Raw genomic sequence first — 21793 nt, forward strand, 5'->3', positions numbered from 1 at the left:
CTCAATCTAAAAGATAATGCTTATAACGACTCCCATAAATAGAGTATATTTAGAAAGACCAATTGCGCGAAAATCTTATTTCCCTTACATTTAAATCTTCCAAAAATTGACCAGTTATGAAAACATTCCATCGTCTTTTCATCCTTTCACTAATTCTCTTGATTTTTTCCTGTAAGAAGAAAGACGAGCATTCCGAAACTGACAATCTCTTTAAGTTCAAGGATTATATTTCGTATAACACCTACGGAAATAAATCCATTACCACCGACATAAAAGTGGGGTTGGCAAAACCTTTGGATCAGTTCGAAATGACCCAAGAACTCAAAACCCAAGATTATTTAGAGATTTCTCCCAAGGTGGATGGAAAGTTAGCAATCCAAAATGGGAATACATTAATCTTTCAGCCTTCCAAAAATCTAAAACCGGATACTGAATATACCGTTACGGTAAAACTCAACAAGCTTTACGACAATATTTCCAAGGAGTTTAAAACATATACTTTTAGTTTTAAAACCATTAAGCCGAATTTCAGGGTTGTAATGGGAAATTTGCAATCGTATAATAAGGAGTGGCAATACTTGGAAGGGGAGATAGAGGCATCGGATGCAATTTCCTTGGAAAATACGAAGCAGCTCATTTCGGCATCACAAAACGGTAAAAACTTAAAACTAAAATGGCCAACAGAAGCTGCCGACGGTGAGATTTTTAATTTTACCATTGATAGCATTAGCCGGAAAATGGATGATTCTGAAATACTAATTAAATGGGATGGGAAATCCATTGGTGCTGAAAATAAAGGAGAAAATACATTTAAAATCCCGGGACGAAATAATTTCACAATATTGGATGTTAAGAGCACTCCCGGTCCCCAGGCACTTCTGAGTATCAACTTTTCAGATCCTTTGATGGTCAACCAGGATTTTGCTGGATTGGTAACCATTGAAAATACTAATAATCTTCGTTACGAGGTGGATGGTAACGTACTAAACGTTTATCCACCCAACAGAGTTGTGGGAGATGTAAAGGTGAATATTTTCAGGGGAATCAAAAATACAGAAGGTGTAGGCCTTAAAAAGGAATTTTCAGAATTGATTTCCTTTGAAGCATTAAAACCTGCTATCAGAATGATTTCCAAAGGTGTGATACTGCCAAATTCGGCTTCAACTCCGGTTTATTTTGAAGCTGTAAATCTTTCCAAAGTGGACGTTCGCGTGATAAAAATTTATCAAGACAATGTACTTCAGTTTCTGCAAAGCTATAATCTCAACGACATCGAGAGTTATGATATTCGGCGGGTGGGAAGAAGAATTGCCAAAAAAACGATCGACTTAAAAGCTGGGGGTCTTGGTGGTGATGCAAGTTGGAAGGCCTATGCTATCAATCTTTCGGAATACTTTAATGCCGATCCGGGAGCTATTTATCAACTTGAGCTCAGTTTTAAGAGGGATTATATTACGTATGATTGTGCGGGAATAGTTGCAAAAGAAACTGATACCGAAGAGGACGATGAAGATGATTATTATGAAAATGATCCATATTATAAAATGGATTCTTCAGAAGACGAAGAAATACGCGAACAACGGTATTGGGATAACGAGATTTATCGTTGGAGAACTTACAATTATAACTGGGAGCAACAGGATAATCCGTGCCATCCGGCATATTACAATAGCGATCGGGTTGTAACTACGAATATCTTAGGGTCCGATTTAGGGCTTATCGTGAAAAAAGGGAATAACCGTACCTACCAATTTTTTACCACGAATTTGTTGACTGCTGAGCCAGAGAATGGCGTCAAAATCCAGATCTATAATTATCAGAAACAACGCGTTGGCGCTGTTCTTACAGAATCTGATGGAAAAGGTATTTTCGATAACAGTCAAAATGCCGCCTTTGCCATTGCCCAAAAAGGAAATAATTATGCCTATGTAAAACTGGAAGATGGCAATGCGCTTTCAATGAGCAATTTTGATATTTCAGGGAAGGAACTTCAAAAGGGATTAAAGGGATTTACCTATACCGAGCGTGGAGTCTACCGTCCCGGCGATAGCATCCATCTCACTTTTGTTCTAAATGACAACGCGAATCCACTTCCCAAAAATCATCCCGTAACCCTTTCAGTTACTGATGCAAGAGGAAAACTTGTGCAAAGAACTGTACTGAATAAATATTCTAATTTCTCCCCCACGGGGGGAGATCCCGCAGGGAGAGGGGGACTGGGTGCGAGGGGTACTAAGAACTTCTATTATTTTCCCATCACCACCGAAGCTTCCGCCCCCACTGGAAACTGGAATGCAACCATAACAGTAGGAGGAGCCCAATTCAGCCACACTCTGAAGGTAGCTACGATTAAGCCCAACCGCCTAAAAATTAAACTCGATTTCGATGATGAAATCTTGGACGCTACCAAGCCAATAAAAGGGACGGTCAGCGCAATGTGGCTTCACGGTTCGCCGGCCAGGGATTTAAAAATAGATATGACCGCCACACTACGGGCAAGCAGTTCTGCTTTTCCAAAATATCCAAAATATAACTTTATCGACCCAGTACGGAATTTTGATGAAGTTGAAATCCCGGTTTTGGACACCAAACTATCTTCGGAAGGAAGTACGTCTTTCAGTAAAAATCTGGAAGTGGGCAAAAATGCACCCGGAATGTTGAAAGCGACTTTTTTGACAAAAGTATATGAAGGCGGTGGCGATTTTTCATTGGATGTATTCACCAAGGAATTGGCGCCCTATTCCTATTTCGTGGGATTAAAATCACCTGAAGCGCGTGAATACGGCTCTTATTATACCGATGAGAACACCTCATTTGATGTTCAAACCGTCGATGCACAGGGAAATCCTGCGGGAAATCGAAATCTAGAAGTCAAGGTTTTTCAAATTGAATGGCGCTGGTGGTGGAACCGTGGTCAGGACAATCTTTCTACTTATGAAAACTCAACTGTGCACAGACCAGTAAAGGATTTCACTATAACCACCGATGCAAGTGGGAAAGGCAAATTCAACATAAATATTCCCGATGAAGAAGGTGGCAGATATTTGGTTCGGGTAATCGATCCTCAATCCGGACACGCTACAGGAGGAGTAGCTTATTTCTATAAAAACTGGTGGCAGCGTCCAAGTGATGGTGATGCAGAAAGTGCCAAAATGTTGGTATTTTCATCCAATAAGGATAAATATAAAGTCGGTGAAAAAGCATCCATAACCTTTCCTTCAGGCAGTGATGGCAGAGCGTTGGTAAGTGTTGAAAATGGCACGGAAGTTTTGGAAACCTATTGGATTGAGACTCAAAAAGGGAAAACTCAGGTGGCTATTCCAATTACCGAGGAGATGGCTCCCAATATTTATGTGAATATTTCCTTACTTCAACCGCATAACCAGACCAAAAATGATTTACCAATGCGCCTTTATGGGGTAATTCCGATTTCGGTAGAAAATCCTTCCACTGTGCTTCATCCAAAAATCACTATGCCTGAAGTTTTAAAACCTGAGGAAAATTTCACCGTAAAAGTTTCCGAAGAAAATAATAAACCTATGACTTATACTTTGGCGGTGGTAGATGATGGACTTTTGGATTTGACCCGATATAAAACTCCGGATATTCACGGCGCATTTTATAGTCGCGAAGCGCTTGGCGTAAAAACCTTTGATATGTTTGATTACGTTATCGGCGCTTATTCCGGCAGTGTGGACAATATTTACGCCATTGGAGGTGGCGATGAAGCTTTGGGAGCAAAAAACAGAAAGGCTGATCGGTTTAAACCGGTGGTAAAATATCTCGGCCCATTTGAACTTGCCGCAGGAAAGACTGCCACACATCAAATAATGATGCCAAATTATGTGGGTTCTGTGCGTACAATGGTTGTTGCGGGGGATAACTCAAAAGGCGCTTATGGAAATGCCGAAAAAACCACGCCCGTCCGTAAACCCTTGATGGTGTTGGCATCACTTCCGAGGAAATTATCTCCAGGTGAAAAAGTCACTCTTCCAGTTACGGTGTTTGCTATGGAAAATAAAGTGAAAAACGTTTCCATTTCCGTAAAAGCCAGCGATGCTTTAAAACCAGTCAATGGAACTTCAAAAACTATTTCCTTTAATTCTCCTGGGGAACAAATTGTCAATTTTGAGTTCGATGTGCTACCAACTCAAAAATTCCAAACAATTGAAATATTGGCATCTGGAAATGGAGAAAAGGCAAGTTACAAAGTAGAAATCGACGTTGAGAACCCGAATCCGATTTCGCAGAAAACAACGGATTATACATTGGACGGGAATGCATCGCAGACAATTGATTTTGCAACTTTTGGAGTTCCTGGAAGCAATGGAGCCACTCTTGAATTCTCCACTTTGCCACCGATGAATTTTGGAAGGAGAATGAGCTTTTTGATCCATTATCCTTACGGTTGTTTGGAACAGACCACCTCAGCGGCATTCCCGCAGTTATATTTGGCAGATGTTTTTGATATTCCCTTTGATAAAAAACAGCAAATGGAGAAAAATATCAAAGCTGCAATTGAGAGGATGAATCGATTTCAGACTACAAATGGCGGACTTGCCTATTGGCCAGGCGAACGTGAAGCAGATGAATGGACAACCAATTACGCCGGGCATTTTATGCTTGAAGCACAACAAAAAGGATATGCCCTACCCATCAGCTTTATGAGCAATTGGATATCGTACCAGCAAAATACGGCGCGACAATGGCGGAATTCCTATGCAGTTTACAATTCCAGTTTAACACAGGCTTATAGACTTTACACATTGGCACTTGCCGGAAAACCGGAATTAGCCGCGATGAACAGATTGCGCGAAAGCAAAGAACTCAGCAATGATGCCAAGTGGCGCCTGGCAGCAGCCTATGCCTTAGCTGGTAAAAAAAGTGTCGCACAGGAAATCGCACAGACTGCAAACATTAATTTCATACCTCAGAAATATGACAATTATACTTACGGTTCTCCCTTTAGAAACAAAGCGATGGCCTTGGAAACTATGGTTCTTTTGGATGATCCAAAACAGCGGGATTTGGCATTGTCATTAGCAAAGGATTTAGGGATGGATCGTTGGTATAGCACCCAAGAAACGGCATATGCACTTTTGGCAATGGCAAAAATGGTGGAAAAAAACGGTGGAAAAGCAATGGAACTCACCTTTACCAAAAATGGAAAGACGGAAGAAGTAAAAAGCGACCGCGCCTTGGTGCAAAAGAATCTTTCGTTTACAATGGGAAGCAATTCCGTTACAGTTACCAATAAAAAAGGAAATGTGGTTTACGTCACCCTTTCACAAACAGGAAAATTACCTCTTGGTGATGAAATGGCCGAACAGCGCAACCTTTCCATCAAATCGCAGTACTTGGATGGTGCTGGAAAAGTATTGGACGTTACCAATTTGCGACAAGGAACAGAAATCATAGCAAAAGTGAGCATCACCAACACTTCAAGCAATGCCATAAAAAATGTTGCTTTGGCGAAAATCTTCCCTAGAGGATGGGAAATCGTCAACACCAGTTTTACCGAACTCGGTGGCGGTGCAAGCGGAAATGCACGCTATACGGATATCCGAGATGACCGAGTTAATTTCTTTTTCGATTTGGATAGAAATGAAACCAGAACATATACCGTAAAATTGAATGCCTCTTATTTAGGAACTTATTATCTGCCGGGGACCCAGGTGGAGGGAATGTATGACCATAGTTATTTTGCGAGGAATAAGGGGATGTGGGTTGAGGTGAAGTTATGAGTTATGTTTTTTTCTAATTTTAATTATAATAACGGTGTCATACTGAGCCTGTCGATGCGCAACTGAGTGGGTCTTCGACAAGCTCAGACTGACAAATGGAATACAAATTTATTTGGAACAAATGGTGTCCTGCTGAGCCTGTCGATGCGCAACTGAGTGGGTCTTCGACAAGCTCAGACTGACAAATGGAATACAAATTTATTTGGAACAAATGGTGTCCTGCTGAGCTTGTCGAAGCGCCTCCAGACGGTCGAAATTTTTAACAATGAAATATTACTTTACATATATAGTTCTCTGTTCCGACAATTCCTATTATACAGGAATAACCAATGATTTGGAACGAAGACTTGTACAGCACAATGAGGGTATAAAAAGGGATTGTTATACATTTAATAGAAGACCAGTAGAATTGAAGTGGTATTTACAATGCACAAATCCATCTGAAGCGATAAAAATTGAAAAACAAATAAAGGGCTGGTCAAGAAGAAAGAAAACTGCGTTGATAGAAGAGAATTGGCAAGATTTAATTGAGTTTTCAAAAAACTATACTGAATATGGACATCCGGATAATCGGCACCTCGGGACCGACTGACATTTGGATTACCAATTTAATTTAGAAATAATTTTGTCACGCTGAGCTTGTCTGACCTGAGCGTGTCGAAGGTTCGAAGCGCGGATGGCAAAAGGTCTTCGACAGGCTCAGACTGACATTTGGATTACCAATTTAGATTTGAACCAACGTTGTCACGCTGAGCTTGTCGAAGCGCAACGCACGGGTCTTCCACTCCCGATATCCTCGGGACAGAATGACATTTGCATTATCAATTAGATTTGAACCAACGTTGTCATGCTTTTCAAAGCACAGTTGGCAAAGAATCTTCGACAAGCTAAGACTGACAAATGGAACACAAATTTATTTAGAACAAACCTGGTCATGCTGAGCTTGTCGAAGCACAGTTGGCAAAAGGTCTTCGACAAGCTCAGAGTGATATTTGGATTATCAATTTAGAATTGAACCAACGTTGTCACGCTGAGCTTGCCGAAGCGCAACGCACTGGTCTTCGACAAGCTCAGACTGACATTCGTATTCATAATTGAATTAAATTTTAAAATTGAAATTCCCTCGGTCAAATAATTATATTAAACCCCACAAAATAAAACTCAGCCTCCTACTGGTTTTGTTTCTGCTCTGGCTTTTCTGTCTTCCGTCTCCGCTATTTAATGTACCAACAGCCACGGTGGCGGAAAGCAGCAACGGGCAAATGCTCGGAGCTCGAATTGCGGCAGATGGCCAATGGCGATTCCCGCAAATGGATTCTGTGCCGGTGCGTTTTGAAAAATGTGTGCTATATTTTGAGGATGAATATTTTTATCTGCATCCGGGTTTTAATCCGGTTTCCATCTCCAAAGCGCTTTGGAACAATATGAGCGGGAAACCGCGCCGTGGTGGAAGTACGATTACTCAGCAAGTTATCCGTCTTTCGCGTGAAAATAAAGGAAGAACCTATTTTGAAAAACTGATTGAAATATTTCAAGCCACACGATTGGAAGCGGGTTATAGCAAAAAATCCATTTTAAATCTCTACGCTTCTTACGCCCCTTTCGGAGGAAACGTTGTGGGATTGGAAACAGCTTCTTGGCGTTATTTTGGAATTCCTGCTAGTGAACTTAGTTGGGGGCAATCCGCTGCTTTGGCTGTTCTTCCGAATGCCCCTTCATTAATATTTCCTGGAAAAAACGAAGTATTACTAAAACACAAAAGAGATGCTTTGTTATTTAAACTTTTTCACAAGAAAGTAATTGACAAAACCACGTATGAGTTGGCTATAGAAGAAGTTTTGCCCGGAAAACCCCAACCTTTGCCAGAAGTTGCTCCTCATCTAACGGAGAAAATCAGAAAAGAACATCCCGGAAAACGTATTCAAACTACTGTAGATTTCGCACTTCAAAATAAAGTGAACCATATTGTAAAAGAACACCATTATATTTTGGCGCAAAACCAAATTCACAATCTGGCCGTGCTGGTTATGGACGTGAATACTCGCGAAATCTTGGCTTATGTTGGCAATTCTCCCACCACTGCAGATCATAATAATTTTGTGGATATCATTGAGAAACCTAGAAATACCGGAAGTATTTTAAAACCTTTTCTTTTTGCATCAATGCTCGATGCGGGGGAAATATTGCCCAATACTTTAGTTGCAGACATTCCTACTTCCGTAAATGGGTATGCTCCAGAGAATTTTGACAAAAAGTTCAATGGCGCGGTACCAGCAAGTATGGCATTATCCCGTTCGTTAAATATCCCCGCCGTTAGAATGTTGCGGGAATTTGGATTTCAACGGTTTTATAATATCCTAAAAAAGACCAATCAAAAAGCTATTAATAAACCCTCGGATTATTACGGCTTGGCAATGATTCTCGGCGGAGGAGAAAGCAGTCTTTGGGATATAACCAAAGCATACGCAGGAATGGCTTCCACATTAAACTACTTCAACGATACTTCCAGTGAATACCGGGAAAATGAATATGTGGAACCTACTTATTTAAAAAGTCATTCGGAAAATCCATTCGGGAATATTCGTAAAACTCCTTCCGTATGGAATGCCGGTGCCATTTATGAAACTTTTGACGCTATGCAAAAAGTGAATCGCCCGAGCGGAGAGGAAAACTGGGAGTTTTTTACCAGTAGCCAGCCCATTGCTTGGAAAACCGGAACCAGTCACGGTTTTAAGGATTCCTGGGCAGTTGGGGTCACGCCAAAATATGCAATAGGGGTTTGGGTTGGCAATGCATCGGGAGAAGGCAGGCCGGGATTGACAGGTATCCAAGCTGCTTCGCCAGTCCTTTTTGATATACTGAATAAACTTCCCAAAAGTGGTTGGTTCAAAGTTCCTTACGATGAATTGACAGAAGTGGAAATCTGTTCCAAAAGTGGCCATTTGGCCGGGCTATTTTGTGAGGAAACAAAAAAGGAATGGATTCCCATTAATGGCACTCGAACAGATGCCTGTCCATATCATCAGACCGTTTTTTTGAATTCTACGGAAACCTATCGGGTGAATTCTTCTTGTTATCCCCTTTCGGAAATGAAACAGAAGGAGTGGTTCACCCTACCGCCGGTTATGGAGTATTATTACGCTGCCCTTCATCCTGAATATAAATCCTTACCCCCATTTGCTTCAGATTGTTTACGAGAGGGAGAAAACCTAATGGCGTTTATATATCCAAAGCGAAATGAAACGGTTTTACTTCCAAAGAATTTTGATGAAAACATTAACGAGGTCATTTTTAAAATTGCCCATCGTTCGCCTGAAACTTCGGTGTATTGGTATCTGGATTCACAATATATCGGCAGCACGAAAACTTTTCACGAGTTGGCCGTTTCCCCAAAGCCAGGGAACTATATTTTGACGGTATTAGATGACGAAGGAAACACTTTGAAAGAGCAGATCGAGATCCGACGAATTTCTGGCAGGTGACAAAAAAATGTCAGAAGTGACAATCTAACACCAAAAAGACTCACAATACTTAATCGGAGAAAGCGAATTGAAATCTTATGTTAATGATTATAACCAAAATCCCAATTTATAGGTTTTAGTAGGATAAGAATATACAGAGTCATACATTTGGCAAAATTTAAAAAGTTAATTGAAATGAAAAAAATTTATTTTACTGCTTTAGTATTAGGCGCAGTTCTAACCACTAAAGCTCAGGTTTATGATGTGGGAAGTTTCGCACAGGTTGTCGATATATCCAACACAGGCACTGCTGTTGGTAATATTTTTGGTATGGCCAGTTTTATGTGGACAGAAAATGGTGAGCCTATTATAATAGGAGAGGCCTCAGAATCAGGTGCATCTGGAAACCAAACTATTTCCGCCGATGGAAGTTTAATTTCCTGCTCTGTTGTAAATCCTGATACCGGTATTGAAGTAGCAGCACTATACAGACCTTTAGAAGATGAATGGATCTATTTGGAAGGTTTGGGTGTTTTTTTGGATGATGGAGAATCTTCTTCATGGGGTATGTCATCAAATGGTGAGCACGTTGTTGGTCTATCATGGGCTAGCGGAGGAACAGCACATGGTGTGTACTGGAATTATCCTAGCCCAGTTGTAGATCTTGGTTCTACTGTAACAGGTCGTTCCACCAGAGCCAATAATGTTAACGCAGACGGAACAAGGATAATTGGTTGGCAAGATTCGGATTTTGGTGACAGACAGGGTGTATATTGGGAGAATGGCGAACAACATTTCCTTACCGATAATGACGGAAATATTTTAGGAGAACCAAATGGCATCAGTGCCGACGGAAAAACCATAACAGGTTTCTCTTTGGATAGAGTAGGTTATATTTGGAATGAAGATGAGGGAACAATTCTATACAATCCAAATGCCGATGATCCGTTTGCTGATGAGTTCTTCACCAGTATTGCTGCAATTTCAGATGATGGCACAGTAGCTGTTGGTTTTTCATTCAATCCTTTTGTAGAAGGAATCTTAGATGGCTCAGCTTTTATTTGGACACAAGAAGATGGATTCAGAAACCTTAATGAGTATATCTCTGAATTGGGATATGATACCTTAGGAATTGATTTTGCCATAGCCGACGCTATCTCACCTGATGGAAAATATATTGGAGGTATCGGGGTGAATCAAGATCTACAGGATGCAAGAGGGTTTGTAATTAAATTGCCAGAAGGAAGTATGGGCACCAATGACGTGACAAGTGTGGATACAATTTCCATATTCCCTAACCCCGCTCAAGATTATATTAATTTCAGTTCTAAATACACTATTCAAAATGTGGAGATCTATAATAGTTTAGGACAACAGGTAATGAATTCTAATGCGGTGAACCAAAGCCTAAACATTGGCGACCTGAGCAACGGAATCTATATTTTGAAGGCGCAGACCGAGAAAGGGTCCCAAATTATTAAGTTTATTAAAAAATAAAATTAGAACCTCACTGTTACTGTTTTATAAATTTTAAAAAAGAAGCTGCCTTATAACCGGGGCAGCTTCTTTCATTTTGATTTTCTGCGAGTTAATTTTTCTTCGTATCCTCTTTCAGAAAAGACCATTGGACCTAAACCTTTCATTCTGTACTTTGGGGCCGCGCGTTAACGCAAAGTCTTCTTTATATCCTGCATTTAATATCAAAAGTCAATATGATAAGCCATCCCGCTCAAGAACAATTGCCTTTAGCTAAGTATAAGCTGCCACAATTGATCCAATTGCTTCAGAGCTTCCCAAAGTCGTTTTCTATAGTAGTATATTTCCAAAAATAGACCGGCTGTTTATATCAATATGAATATTAAATGAAAAAGAGGCCCCTTAACGAAAAGCCTCTTTGTAAGATAATATATAAAAGATTCAGTTTTAAGTCCTTGTCTTAGTACCTTAAACTACCTCCTTTGTTTTGCTTAAAGTTTTACAAAACGAACAGTCGAAGTCTGTGAATTCGAATTCAACTTAACCAAGTAAGTTCCGCTTGCCAAAGAAGAAACATTGATCTGTCCTTTGTTTTGGATTTCGGAGTTATAAACTTTTTTGCCCAACATATCATAAATTTCTACTTGATATGTCGAAGAAGCGTCATTCATTTCTATCGTCAATTGTTCACGAGCTGGGTTCGGGTAAATTCGGAAATCGGTATTTTTGAAATCTTCAACCCCAACCATGCCGTCATTCAAAAATCTTGAAACCACAAACATGGAATTATTTCCATCCAGTGTGTAAGCATGACCGGCCAAGATAATTTTTTCATCTGCCTGAAGTGCAACAGCTCGTCCATAATCTTCGAGGCCCGCATTTTCTACACTTACCATTCCATCGCCCGCTGGTCCAAAAGTTGCATCCAGACTTCCGTCAGTGTTAAATCTTGCCATTGCCATTTTATATTCTCCCTCAAAAACAGTTGAACCAATTAAAATAGCTTTCTCGTCAGATTGCAAAACCATATCTGACGCATAGTTGGCTCCATCTACCAAGCGAGCAGTGGCAACTCCATTATTTCCATAGGAAGTATCCAAACTACCATCTGTATTCAACCTTGCTACAATTAGATCATGTCTCTGATGAACGTTAGCAATCCATTTATGTCCACCAATAAGTATTTTCCCATCCGCTTGAAGGGCTAATGCATCTGAGAAATCGTTCCAATCACCTACATTGAAAATTAGTGTTCCATCTGTTCCGAAAGAATTGTCAATAGTGCCATCCGCATTAAGTCTTGCTGCGGCTATTTGAAAACGATTATCAAAATTCAACGAAAATCCGGAGACTACAATTTTATCGTCATTTTGAATTGCCATCGCTCTAATATAACTTTCGGGTAAACCATCAAATGGAACAACAGTCCAGCCGTTCACTCCAAAAAAAGTATCCACACTGCCATCTGCATTGAATTTGGCTACTGCGAAATTATTGTTTCTATAACCAGCCATCAATATTTTACCATCGTCCAATAAGGAGATTGCTTCAGATACATCATTTTCTGTCGTGGTGATATGGGAAATCCCGCCTGTGCCAAAAGTATTATCAAAACTACCATCCTCGTTAAGCCTCACGAGAGCAAAATTTCCTGCAACATTATCCCAAGTACGTCCTCCGATTAGAATTTTCCCATCGGGCTGTTGTACAAGATCCGTAATAAAAGATTTTACCTGACCCACATTAAAGCGAAGAGTTCCATCTCCATTGAAAGATGAGTCTAAAGAGCCATCTGTATTATATCTGGCAATAGCCATCTGGTAGGTTGCTGAAGTTCCAGCATTACCGGCTACTAATATTTTTCCATCGGTCTGGACCCTTGTGGTCTCAACAAAATTGTAATTTGGAAATACAGAAGTGGTAACAGTTCCACCATTTCCAAAAGAAGAGTCCAAGGTGCCGGACTGGCCAAAAATTAGTATTGGGGATACTAAAAGCATTAATAGAATAAAGGTCTGTCTCATTGTAGTATATTTTTTAAAAATTTTTGCGAAGTTATTATTTTTCAGGCGTATTGGATAATCGTGGCAGCATTTAACATATAAAATCTAAACACTAAATTTTTATCACCATTTAACGATCATATTTTTTAACATAAGTTTAATTGCACTAAGTTCGGTATAAACCGAACCAATCGTATATTTGCACCCTGCTTAAGAAATACGACGTGAAGAGAAAGGAAAAATTAATAGAAAAGATGGGAGTTCACCTGGAATCCCGTGAGCAACTTGCGCCACTGGCAGCACGTATATTGGCACATCTTGTTCTTAAAGGTAAAAAAGGTGAGACTTTTGAACATCTGGTTAGTGATCTAAACGCAAGCAAAAGCACCATCTTTACCCATCTCTCTACATTACAGGCTTCTAATAGGATTACCTACTATACCAAATCTGGTGATCGTAAAAAATATTTCATTCTTAGTCCGAATGCTCTAATAAATTCAATGGATGAGATCATTGAGAATTGGAAGGACGAAAAAGAGCTTCATTTGGAGATTTCGAATTATAAAAAAGATATCAACGAGACCCTTCCTGAAGATTCTGAGGACAAATTCGATCTCGAGTTCCATCAGGAATACCTAAACTATCTTGATCAGGCTTCATCGTTAATGCAAAACCTACGAACAAAATTAATTGAAAACCATAAAAATCACTAATTACCTATTCAAATGAAAAAGATACCATTAACCTTCATTATACCGAGCATTTTATGCGTTCTTTTGTTTTTGACGAGCTGCGGCAATGATAGTAGAAATCAGATGCAACAGGCTCCCCAGGCCATGCCTTTTCCCGTTGTTACTGTACCGTCAGAAACGGTTACGGCATATTCCACGTATCCTACGAGTTTGGAAGGGATTGTGGACAGTGAAGTTAGAGCAAAAACATCAGGTTATATCACTGATGTTTTGGTGGATGCAGGTCAGAAGGTTAAAAAAGGCCAAACTCTGTTTAAATTGGAAACCCAATCCCTAAGCCAAGATGCCGCCGCGGCAAAAGCAAATGTTGCCGCCGCACAAGTGGAAGTTGATAAATTGAAACCGCTGGTGGAAAAGAATATAATAAGCAATGTGCAATTGGAAACGGCCAAAGCCAAACTAGCGCAAGCCCAGAGTGGATACAATTCCATTGCCGCCAATATTGGCTATTCCACCATTAAAAGTCCTGTCGATGGATTTGTGGGTGCTATTAACTTTCGTGAAGGTGCTTTGGTGAGTCCAACATCACAAGTACCGATGACTACGGTGGCCGATATTGAAAAGATCTATGCGTTTTTCTCAATGAACGAAAAGGAATATCTCTCGTTTATTCAAAACACCGAGGGTAAAACCCTTGAGGATAAAATCAAAAACCTTCCAAAGGTGCGTTTAATTCTGGCTAATGGGAGTCAATATGGAGAAGAAGGTACTATCCAAACCATTAATCCTCAGGTAGATCCCGCCACCGGTACGGTTTCTTTTAGAGCGGTTTTTGATAATTCTGCACATATTCTATCTAGCGGATATAGTGGAAAGATCCAATTGCCCAAAACTTATACAGATGCCACGGTGGTTCCTGCGATGTCCACATACGAACGACAGGGCGTAACATACGTTTATAAGGTGCAGGGAGATACTTTAGCCACTTCTGCTTCTATTAATATTCTGGACAAAGTGGATAATCTTATAATAGTAAAGGACGGTATTGTTCCCGGTGATAAAATCGTTGCAAAAGGAGTTGGAAAATTAAGAGACCAGACTCCAATAATCGCACAACGAGTTGACTTTGACAGTATAGCCAAAGGATTAGACAAAGTATTCAAATAAAGAAACATCATGATCAGAAAATTTATTGAACGACCCGTTCTATCGAGCGTTGTTTCCATCATTATATTAATATTGGGAGTTTTGGGGATTATGGCCTTGCCCACAACCCAATATCCAGATATTGCACCTCCTACAGTTCAGGTTTCTGCCAATTTTCCAGGTGCTAATGCTGCCACGGTTCTTGAAAGCGTGGTAGTGCCAATTGAGGAGCAAATTAACGGGGTTGAGGGAATGACTTATATTACCTCTACCGCAAGTAACAACGGAAGCGCAAGCATCAACGTATTTTTTGATCAGGATGTGGATCCTGACATCGCCGCGGTAAACGTACAAAACCGTGTGGCGCGTGCTACCGCATTACTGCCTTCCGAGGTTATTCAATCAGGGGTAATCACCCAAAAACAACAGACCAGTGCGCTGATGTTCCTTACAGTATATTCTGAAAATCCCGATTATGATGGAACATATATTCAAAACTATTTGAATATTAATGTTCTTCCAGAATTGAAGAGGATTAATGGAGTTGGGGGTGTAAACGTTTTTGGAAGTAAGGACTACGCCATGCGTATATGGTTGAAGCCTGAAAAAATGGCTGCTTATAAATTGGAGCCATCAGATATCGCCGCTGCCATTAGGGAACAGAGTCGTGAAGCTGCTGCGGGTTCTTTGGGACAAAATGATGCGCAGTCTTTTGAATACGTACTTACCTATAGTGGTAGATATAAAGATGCTTCGGAATATGAAGGTATTGTAATCAAAGCCTTAGGAAATGGAAAATTCCTCACTTTAAAGGATGTTGCAGATGTAGAATTGGATGCGCAAAATTATGGTTCCATTTCATTTACAAATGGATATCCAGGAGTGAGTATGGCCGTTTACCAAACAGCTGGTTCCAATGCCCAAGAAATCATTAGAACCGTTCACGAGAAGATCCAGGAAATGCAAAAAGATTTTCCAAAGGATGTGAAATATATAGTGAACTTTGATTCCAATGAGTTTTTGGATGCGTCTATCCACAAAGTTATTACCACACTTATCGAAGCGTTTATTCTAGTATTCCTTGTGGTATTTATCTTCCTTCAGGATTTCCGTTCTACTTTAATTCCAGCTATTGCGGTGCCTGTTTCCATTATCGGAACTTTCTTTTTCTTGAATCTTTTTGGTTATTCTATTAATCTTTTAACTCTATTCGCTCTTGTTTTAGCGATTGGGATTGTGGTGGATGATGCCATTGTAGTAGTAGAGGCGGTGCATGCGAAACTGGAAGAAGGTGAAAAGAATGCTTTAAAAGCAACCCATTCTGCTATGGACGAGATTACCGGCGCAATTATCTCCATTACTCTCGTGATGGCGGCGGTATTTATTCCCGTAACTTTTATAACAGGGCCAACTGGGGTTTTCTACGAACAATTTGGGGTAACTTTAATTGTGGCCATTGCTATATCAGCCGTAAACGCATTAACGCTTAGTCCCGCGTTATGTGCTATCTTCCTTAAATCGCATGATGAAGAAGTAAAGAAGAAAAACCTTTTGGGCAGATTTTTCAGCAAGTTCAATACGGCATTTACTGTTACAACCAATAAATATGTAAGATCCCTAGGATTTCTATACAAACACAAATGGATTACGGTTTTATTCCTCGCAATATGTGTAGTAGGGATTGTTTGGGCATCAAATACAACTCCTACCGGTTTTGTGCCAGACGAAGATAGAGGATTGATATTTGCGAATATCGAACTTCCTGCCGGTGCTTCCTTAGACCGGACCGTAGGAGTAACAAAGGAACTGGGAGAAAAAATAAAATCGATTCCAGGTGTGAGCGATGTGTCGTTGGTAAATGGGTTTAGTATTATAAGCGGGTCCGGAAGTAACTACGGAATTAGCTTTATTAAACTGGACAATTGGTCTGAAAGAGAAGATGATGATAAATCGGTAGAGGCCATAATTGGAAAACTCTTCGGGATAGCTGCTACCATACCTGATGCAAAAATCCTCTTCTTCCAACCTCCAAGTGTTCCCGGTTTTGGGATTTCATCTGGGTTCGAAATGAAAGTTTTGGATAGATTGGGAGGGGACTTTAACGAGTTGAGCGAAGTTACACAGAGTTATTTACAACAATTGATGCAACGGCCAGAAATAATGTATGCCCAAACTTCATTTAATACAGATTATCCCCAATATGAAATTGATGTAGACATTGCAAAAACCAAAGAAGCGGGCATTACGATAAGTGCAATACTTACCACCTTACAAGGGTATATTGGAAGTATCTACACCGCGGATTTCTCTAGATATGGAAAACAATATCGCGTGTTTATTCAAGCGTTGCCAGAAGATAGAGCCACGCCTGAAAGTTTGAACGAAATGTATGTTCGAAGTGCGAACAATGAAATGTCTCCGATTACTGAATTTATAACCTTGAAAAGAGTTTATGGCCCCCAATCCGTAACGCGGTTCAACCTGTTTAACTCTGCAAGCGTAAATGGTGCCGCAGCTCCTGGCTATTCTTCTGGAGATGCTATTAAGGCCGTACAGGAAGTGAGCAAAACTGCTTTGCCTCAGGATTATTCCGTTGCTTTCTCAGGATTAACACGTGAAGAAATATCCGCTGGTAACCAGACCACCTTTATTTTTATTCTGGTAATTCTGTTTGTATATTTTATTTTGGCGGCACAATATGAAAGTTATCTCATTCCATTTTCTGTAATCTTTTCAGTACCTATCGGAGTTTTTGGAGCATATATAGTTACCAAAATTGCTGGTCTTGAGAACAACGTGTTCTTCCAGATTGCACTTATAATGCTGATAGGACTATTGGCGAAAAATGCAATTTTGATTGTGGAATTTGCCCTTCAAAGACGTCGACACGGTATGTCGCGAATGGAAGCGGCCTTCGAGGGAGCTAAGGCGAGACTTCGACCTATTTTGATGACCTCCCTTGCGTTTATTGTTGGATTGATGCCATTGGTATTCTCTACCGGAATTGGGGCAAGGGGTAACCAAGCGATTGGAACCGGTGCAGTAGGTGGTTTATTGATCGGAACCATTTTCGGAGTATTTGTGATCCCTATTTTGTACATCTTTTTCCAATGGCTGCAGGATAAAATGAACAAAACTCCTGATAGACCGGTCAAAGAAGTGGAAGTTGAAAATTAAAAGAAATCAGATTATGAAATTTATAAAAGGACTTGCATTAACCCTAGCCTTCTTATCGTTACAATCTTGTTTTGTAGCTAAGGAGTACAGCAGACCTGAAGTGGTAATGGAATCGCAGACCTTCCGCACAGACCGTTTGCCACAAGATAGCTTGTCAATGGCAATAGTTTCTTGGAGAGAGATTTTTACGGATCCCGTTCTTCAAGGCTATATTGAGGAAGGGCTTAAAAATAATATGGATATCCGCATAGCGTTGAAACAAATAGACATAGCATCGGCTTATCTTAAGCAAGGAAAAGCTGCATTTTATCCCACGCTAAGCGGAACTGCGCGGGCAACTCATCAGGAGTTTTCAGAAAGCAGTCAGTTTGGTGGTCAATTGTCATCTGCAAACCAGTTTGAAATTTCGGGAGGTCTATCCTGGGAAGCGGATATCTGGGGAAAAATACGAAGTAATAAACGTGCTTCCGAAGCCTCCTATCTACAAACGGTAGCAGCACATCAAGCGGTAAAAAGTAGATTGGTGGCGAACATAGCTTCCACTTATTACCAATTGCTCGCGCTGGATGAACAAATCCGGGTAACCGAGGAAACCATCAAAACCCGTGGAAAAGGTTTGGAAACTACCAAGGCTTTAAAAGAAGCGGGAATTGTAAACGAGGTTGGGGTGCAACAAACACAAGCCCAACTTTACTCTGCGGAGGCTATTCTAATTGACTTAAAATCGCAAAGTAGGATAATGGAGAATACATTGTCTATATTATTAGGCGCCCAGCCCCAGGAAATAAAACGAACTACCTTAGAAGAACAATCTATTGATATCCCCTTGGAGACTGGCGTTCCCTCGCAATTATTGAGCAATAGGCCCGATGTTATGGCGGCCGAATATAATTTGGTAAATGCGTTTGAGCTTACTAATGTTGCCAGAAGTAGCTTTTATCCTTCCTTGACCCTTAATGCCAATGGAGGACTTCAAAGTTTGGAACTGGATAAACTCTTTAATGCGAATTCGCTTTTTGCAACTTTGGTAGGAGGTTTAACACAACCCATTTTAAATGGTAGGAGGATCAGAACACAATATGAAGTGTCGCAAGCACAACAGGAACAGGCGTTATTGCAATTTAAATATTCTTTGCTAGTAGCCGGAAAGGAAGTCTCTGATGCAATGTATGTTATAGAAGCCGCTTCGGAAAAAATATTGGTTAAGGAGAATGAAAACAATGCTTATAATTTAGCTACGGATTATTCTGAAGAACTTTTAGACAATGGAATTGGAAATTATTTGGAGGTTTTAACCGCCCAAGAACGTGCACTTAGCTCCAATTTGGATTTGGTTGCAGCAAAAAATAATCGTCTTCAGGCAATCGTAGATTTATATGAAGCTCTCGGTGGCGGTTGGAGATAAAGTTTTTCATTTGGTTAGTTAGTTGGTTGATTGACTGCCCTGGCTTAATTGCTGGGGCAGTTTTTTTATGTCAAGGATTTTGGCAGGTTGCGGATACAAATTTTATATTTTCGCAAAATGAAAATCCCGCAACTTTTATTTCTTCTTTTTGTCTTCCTGTTTTTTTCTTGTAAGGAATCGGGCAATGATCGTATTCTTTTAAATGACGGCTGGCAATTTTCTGATACGGAGAATATAAACTGGCGGCCGGCGGAAGTGCCAGGCACGGTTCAGTCAGATTTATTGCGGTTGGGGAAAATTCCAGACCCGTTTTTAAGGAACAATGAGGATTCTATTCAATGGGTATCCACTAAAAATTGGCAGTATGAAAAGGAATTTTCACTTTCCCCAGAAACTTTAAAAAGACAAAAAAATATTCTGAATTTTGATGGGCTGGATACTTATGCTGAAGTTTTTCTGAATGATAGTTTGATACTCACTGCGAACAATGCTTTTAGAAAATGGGAAGTGGATGTTAGTAATATTCTCCAATCTAAAAATAAACTTTTGGTAATATTTACAAATATCGATGCTATTGAAAAGGTAAAAGCTGCCGAAATAGATTACACATTACCGGATGACGGCAGAGTCTTCACTAGAAAACCCCAATATCAATCGGGATGGGATTGGGGACCAGTTATCAAAACAATGGGAATTTGGCGGGAAGTTTCCTTATTAAGTTACGATACCGCAAGAATGACAGATGTTTTCCTTCAGACAAATTCCATCAGTGATACCCTTGCTAAAATTGTTGCAAAAATTGAAATTGAATCAATAAAAGATGAGGATCTTTCATTTAAAATCCATAATAAAACTACGGGTGAAACCTTTACGAAAACTTTTCAAATAGTTCCAAATCAGCAGGAATTTGAAATTCCTTTCACTATCAAAAATCCCAAACTTTGGTGGACACATAATCTTGGCGAACCTTTTCTCTATGACATTCAAGTTGATTTAATCCATAAAGGAAACGTTTTGGAGAAGGATTCAAAAAAACTCGGAATCCGCACCATTGAATTAGTTACTGAAAAGGATTCCATAGGCGAAAGCTTCTATTTCAATTTCAATGGAAAGCCTGTTTATATGAAAGGAGCCAATTATATTCCCCAACAGATGATTGAGGGCAAAGTAAATCGTGGAAGATATATGGAGCTTATAAATGATGCTGTTTTGGCAAATATGAATATGCTCAGAGTTTGGGGCGGTGGAATTTATGAGGATGGTTATTTCTACGATCTGTGTGATCAAAAAGGAATATTGGTCTGGCAAGATTTTATGTTTGCCGGCGGAATGTATCCGGGCAATACGGAGTTTTTAAGTAATGTGAAGGAAGAAGCTATTTACAATGTAAAGCGACTTCGAAATCACGCCAGTATCGCCTTGTGGTGCGGTAACAACGAAATCAGCGAAGGTTGGGCACGATGGGGCTGGCAGGATGATAAAACAGCAGGACAAAAAAAGGAAATTGCCAAAAGCTATCAGAGAATATTTACTGACATACTACCAAAAGTGGTCGATAGTTTAAATTCAAGTATCGACTATTGGGAGAGTTCCCCAAAATACGGTCGTGGCGACAAACGTTACCAGTTTGAAGGTGATGCCCACGATTGGTGGGTATGGCACGATGGTTATCCCTTTGAACATTTTGACGAGGAAGTGCCTAGATTTATGAGCGAATTCGGTTTCCAAGCCTTCCCAAATGTTGAAACTATTGAATATGCCACGGGTAGAGATTCGGTGATAATGAACGATCCGCTTTTCGCAAACCACCAAAAACACAAGCGAGGTTTTCAGATAATTGACGAATACATGGTGCGCGATTTCCCTGTGCCTACAAACGCGGAGGACTATGTTTATGTGAGTCAGCTCTTACAAGCATATGGTATAACAAAAGGCATCCACGCCCACCGCAGAGCAAAACCGTATAATATGGGTACGCTTTATTGGCAGCTAAATGATGTCTGGCCGGTAGTTTCCTGGTCAAGTATTGATTATTTGGGGAACTGGAAATCCCTGCAATATGAAGTGAAGAAAGCGTTTGAAAACGTGCTGATTTCCACTGAAACAAAAAATGATTCGGTAGCAATATTTATCGTAAATGATACTTTCAAAAAGGTATCCGACACACTTCTAATAGAAATAATGGATTTTGACGGTAGACAAATATTTCAGAAGAAAATAATGGTCGAAAGTCCGGAAAACAGCAGTAAGATTGTTTATACAATTCTATTAAAGGATTTAAATTTTGATAAGAGATCTTCGGTGTTAAAGTTGGATTTTGGCAAAAATGAATACTTACATTATTTTGTAAAACCGAAGGATTTACAGTTGAAAGCAGGAATTATTTCAGGCCAAGAAGAATGTCAGGTTGAGCCTGCCTTGCCGGCAGGCAGGCGCAGTCGAAACCCCTATGAAGGTTCGGAATCAAATGTTCTCGACTTCACACAAACCGACGACAGTTCATATTCTATTACCCTCTGCTCAAAGACTCTTCAAAAGAACGTATTCCTCAATTCAGACAGCAAGGGAAGATGGAGCGATAATTTTTTCGATTTGTTGCCTAACCTCCCAAAAACTGTCTACTTTTATACCGACAGCAAATCCCCATCTAAATTGCGGTACAAAACCTTAAATCAATTAATAAATTAGC

At 40.1% G+C, this 21793-nt stretch carries 10 protein-coding genes; 9 read left to right on the forward strand and 1 reads right to left on the reverse strand.

The window, feature by feature from the left end; all coding sequences use genetic code 11:
• Window positions 1-116 precede the first annotated feature (116 nt).
• From EI546_RS12040 to EI546_RS12055, 4 genes are all read left to right on the forward strand, one after another.
• Entirely contained in the window at window positions 117-5744 is a 5628-nt protein-coding gene (locus EI546_RS12040; protein WP_128250769.1) for an Ig-like domain-containing alpha-2-macroglobulin family protein, read from the forward strand.
• A gap of 265 nt (window positions 5745-6009) precedes the next feature.
• Window positions 6010-6336 (forward strand): GIY-YIG nuclease family protein, encoded by a 327-nt coding sequence (locus EI546_RS12045; protein ID WP_128250770.1) that lies wholly within the window; start codon window positions 6010-6012, stop codon window positions 6334-6336.
• A gap of 586 nt (window positions 6337-6922) precedes the next feature.
• Window positions 6923-9226: a penicillin-binding protein 1C gene (gene pbpC / locus EI546_RS12050; RefSeq protein WP_240673108.1), complete on the forward strand. Its 2304-nt coding sequence runs from the start codon at window positions 6923-6925 to the stop codon at window positions 9224-9226.
• Window positions 9227-9400: 174 nt separating this feature from the next.
• On the forward strand, window positions 9401-10702 hold the full coding sequence (locus EI546_RS12055; protein ID WP_128250771.1) for a T9SS type A sorting domain-containing protein: 1302 nt from the start codon (window positions 9401-9403) through the stop codon (window positions 10700-10702).
• 470 nt (window positions 10703-11172) lie between these two features.
• Here EI546_RS12055 and EI546_RS12060 read toward each other — a convergent pair whose 3' ends face one another.
• Complete coding sequence (locus EI546_RS12060; protein WP_128250772.1) at window positions 11173-12705, reverse strand: T9SS type A sorting domain-containing protein; 1533 nt, start codon at window positions 12703-12705, stop codon at window positions 11173-11175.
• A gap of 233 nt (window positions 12706-12938) precedes the next feature.
• Between EI546_RS12060 and EI546_RS12065 the strand changes: the two genes are divergently transcribed.
• The 5 genes from EI546_RS12065 (at window position 12939) to EI546_RS12085 (ending at window position 21792) form a co-directional block, all read left to right on the forward strand.
• Window positions 12939-13397, forward strand: coding sequence for a GbsR/MarR family transcriptional regulator (locus EI546_RS12065; RefSeq protein ID WP_128250773.1), 459 nt, complete (start codon window positions 12939-12941; stop codon window positions 13395-13397).
• Window positions 13398-13409: 12 nt separating this feature from the next.
• Complete coding sequence (locus EI546_RS12070) at window positions 13410-14543, forward strand: efflux RND transporter periplasmic adaptor subunit (protein ID WP_128250774.1); 1134 nt, start codon at window positions 13410-13412, stop codon at window positions 14541-14543.
• Between the two features lie 9 nt (window positions 14544-14552).
• Window positions 14553-17699: an efflux RND transporter permease subunit gene (locus tag EI546_RS12075; protein ID WP_128250775.1), complete on the forward strand. Its 3147-nt coding sequence runs from the start codon at window positions 14553-14555 to the stop codon at window positions 17697-17699.
• 13 nt (window positions 17700-17712) lie between these two features.
• On the forward strand, window positions 17713-19104 hold the full coding sequence (locus EI546_RS12080) for an efflux transporter outer membrane subunit (protein WP_128250776.1): 1392 nt from the start codon (window positions 17713-17715) through the stop codon (window positions 19102-19104).
• A 117-nt stretch (window positions 19105-19221) separates the two neighbouring features.
• Window positions 19222-21792 (forward strand): beta-mannosidase, encoded by a 2571-nt coding sequence (locus tag EI546_RS12085; protein ID WP_128250777.1) that lies wholly within the window; start codon window positions 19222-19224, stop codon window positions 21790-21792.
• Window position 21793 lies beyond the last annotated feature (1 nt).

The organism is Aequorivita sp. H23M31 (assembly GCF_004022485.1).
Lineage (GTDB): Bacteria > Bacteroidota > Bacteroidia > Flavobacteriales > Flavobacteriaceae > Aequorivita > Aequorivita ciconiae.

Bases quoted from the DNA above. Each gene is read 5' to 3' on its own strand.
- EI546_RS12040 (WP_128250769.1), top strand. From the start codon at position 117: ATGAAAACATTCCATCGTCTTTTCATCCTTTCACTAATTCTCTTGATT.
- EI546_RS12045 (WP_128250770.1), top strand. From the start codon at position 6,010: ATGAAATATTACTTTACATATATAGTTCTCTGTTCCGACAATTCCTAT.
- EI546_RS12055 (WP_128250771.1), top strand. From the start codon at position 9,401: ATGAAAAAAATTTATTTTACTGCTTTAGTATTAGGCGCAGTTCTAACC.
- EI546_RS12060 (WP_128250772.1), bottom strand. From the start codon at position 12,705: ATGAGACAGACCTTTATTCTATTAATGCTTTTAGTATCCCCAATACTA.
- EI546_RS12065 (WP_128250773.1), top strand. From the start codon at position 12,939: ATGGGAGTTCACCTGGAATCCCGTGAGCAACTTGCGCCACTGGCAGCA.
- EI546_RS12070 (WP_128250774.1), top strand. From the start codon at position 13,410: ATGAAAAAGATACCATTAACCTTCATTATACCGAGCATTTTATGCGTT.
- EI546_RS12075 (WP_128250775.1), top strand. From the start codon at position 14,553: ATGATCAGAAAATTTATTGAACGACCCGTTCTATCGAGCGTTGTTTCC.
- EI546_RS12080 (WP_128250776.1), top strand. From the start codon at position 17,713: ATGAAATTTATAAAAGGACTTGCATTAACCCTAGCCTTCTTATCGTTA.
- EI546_RS12085 (WP_128250777.1), top strand. From the start codon at position 19,222: ATGAAAATCCCGCAACTTTTATTTCTTCTTTTTGTCTTCCTGTTTTTT.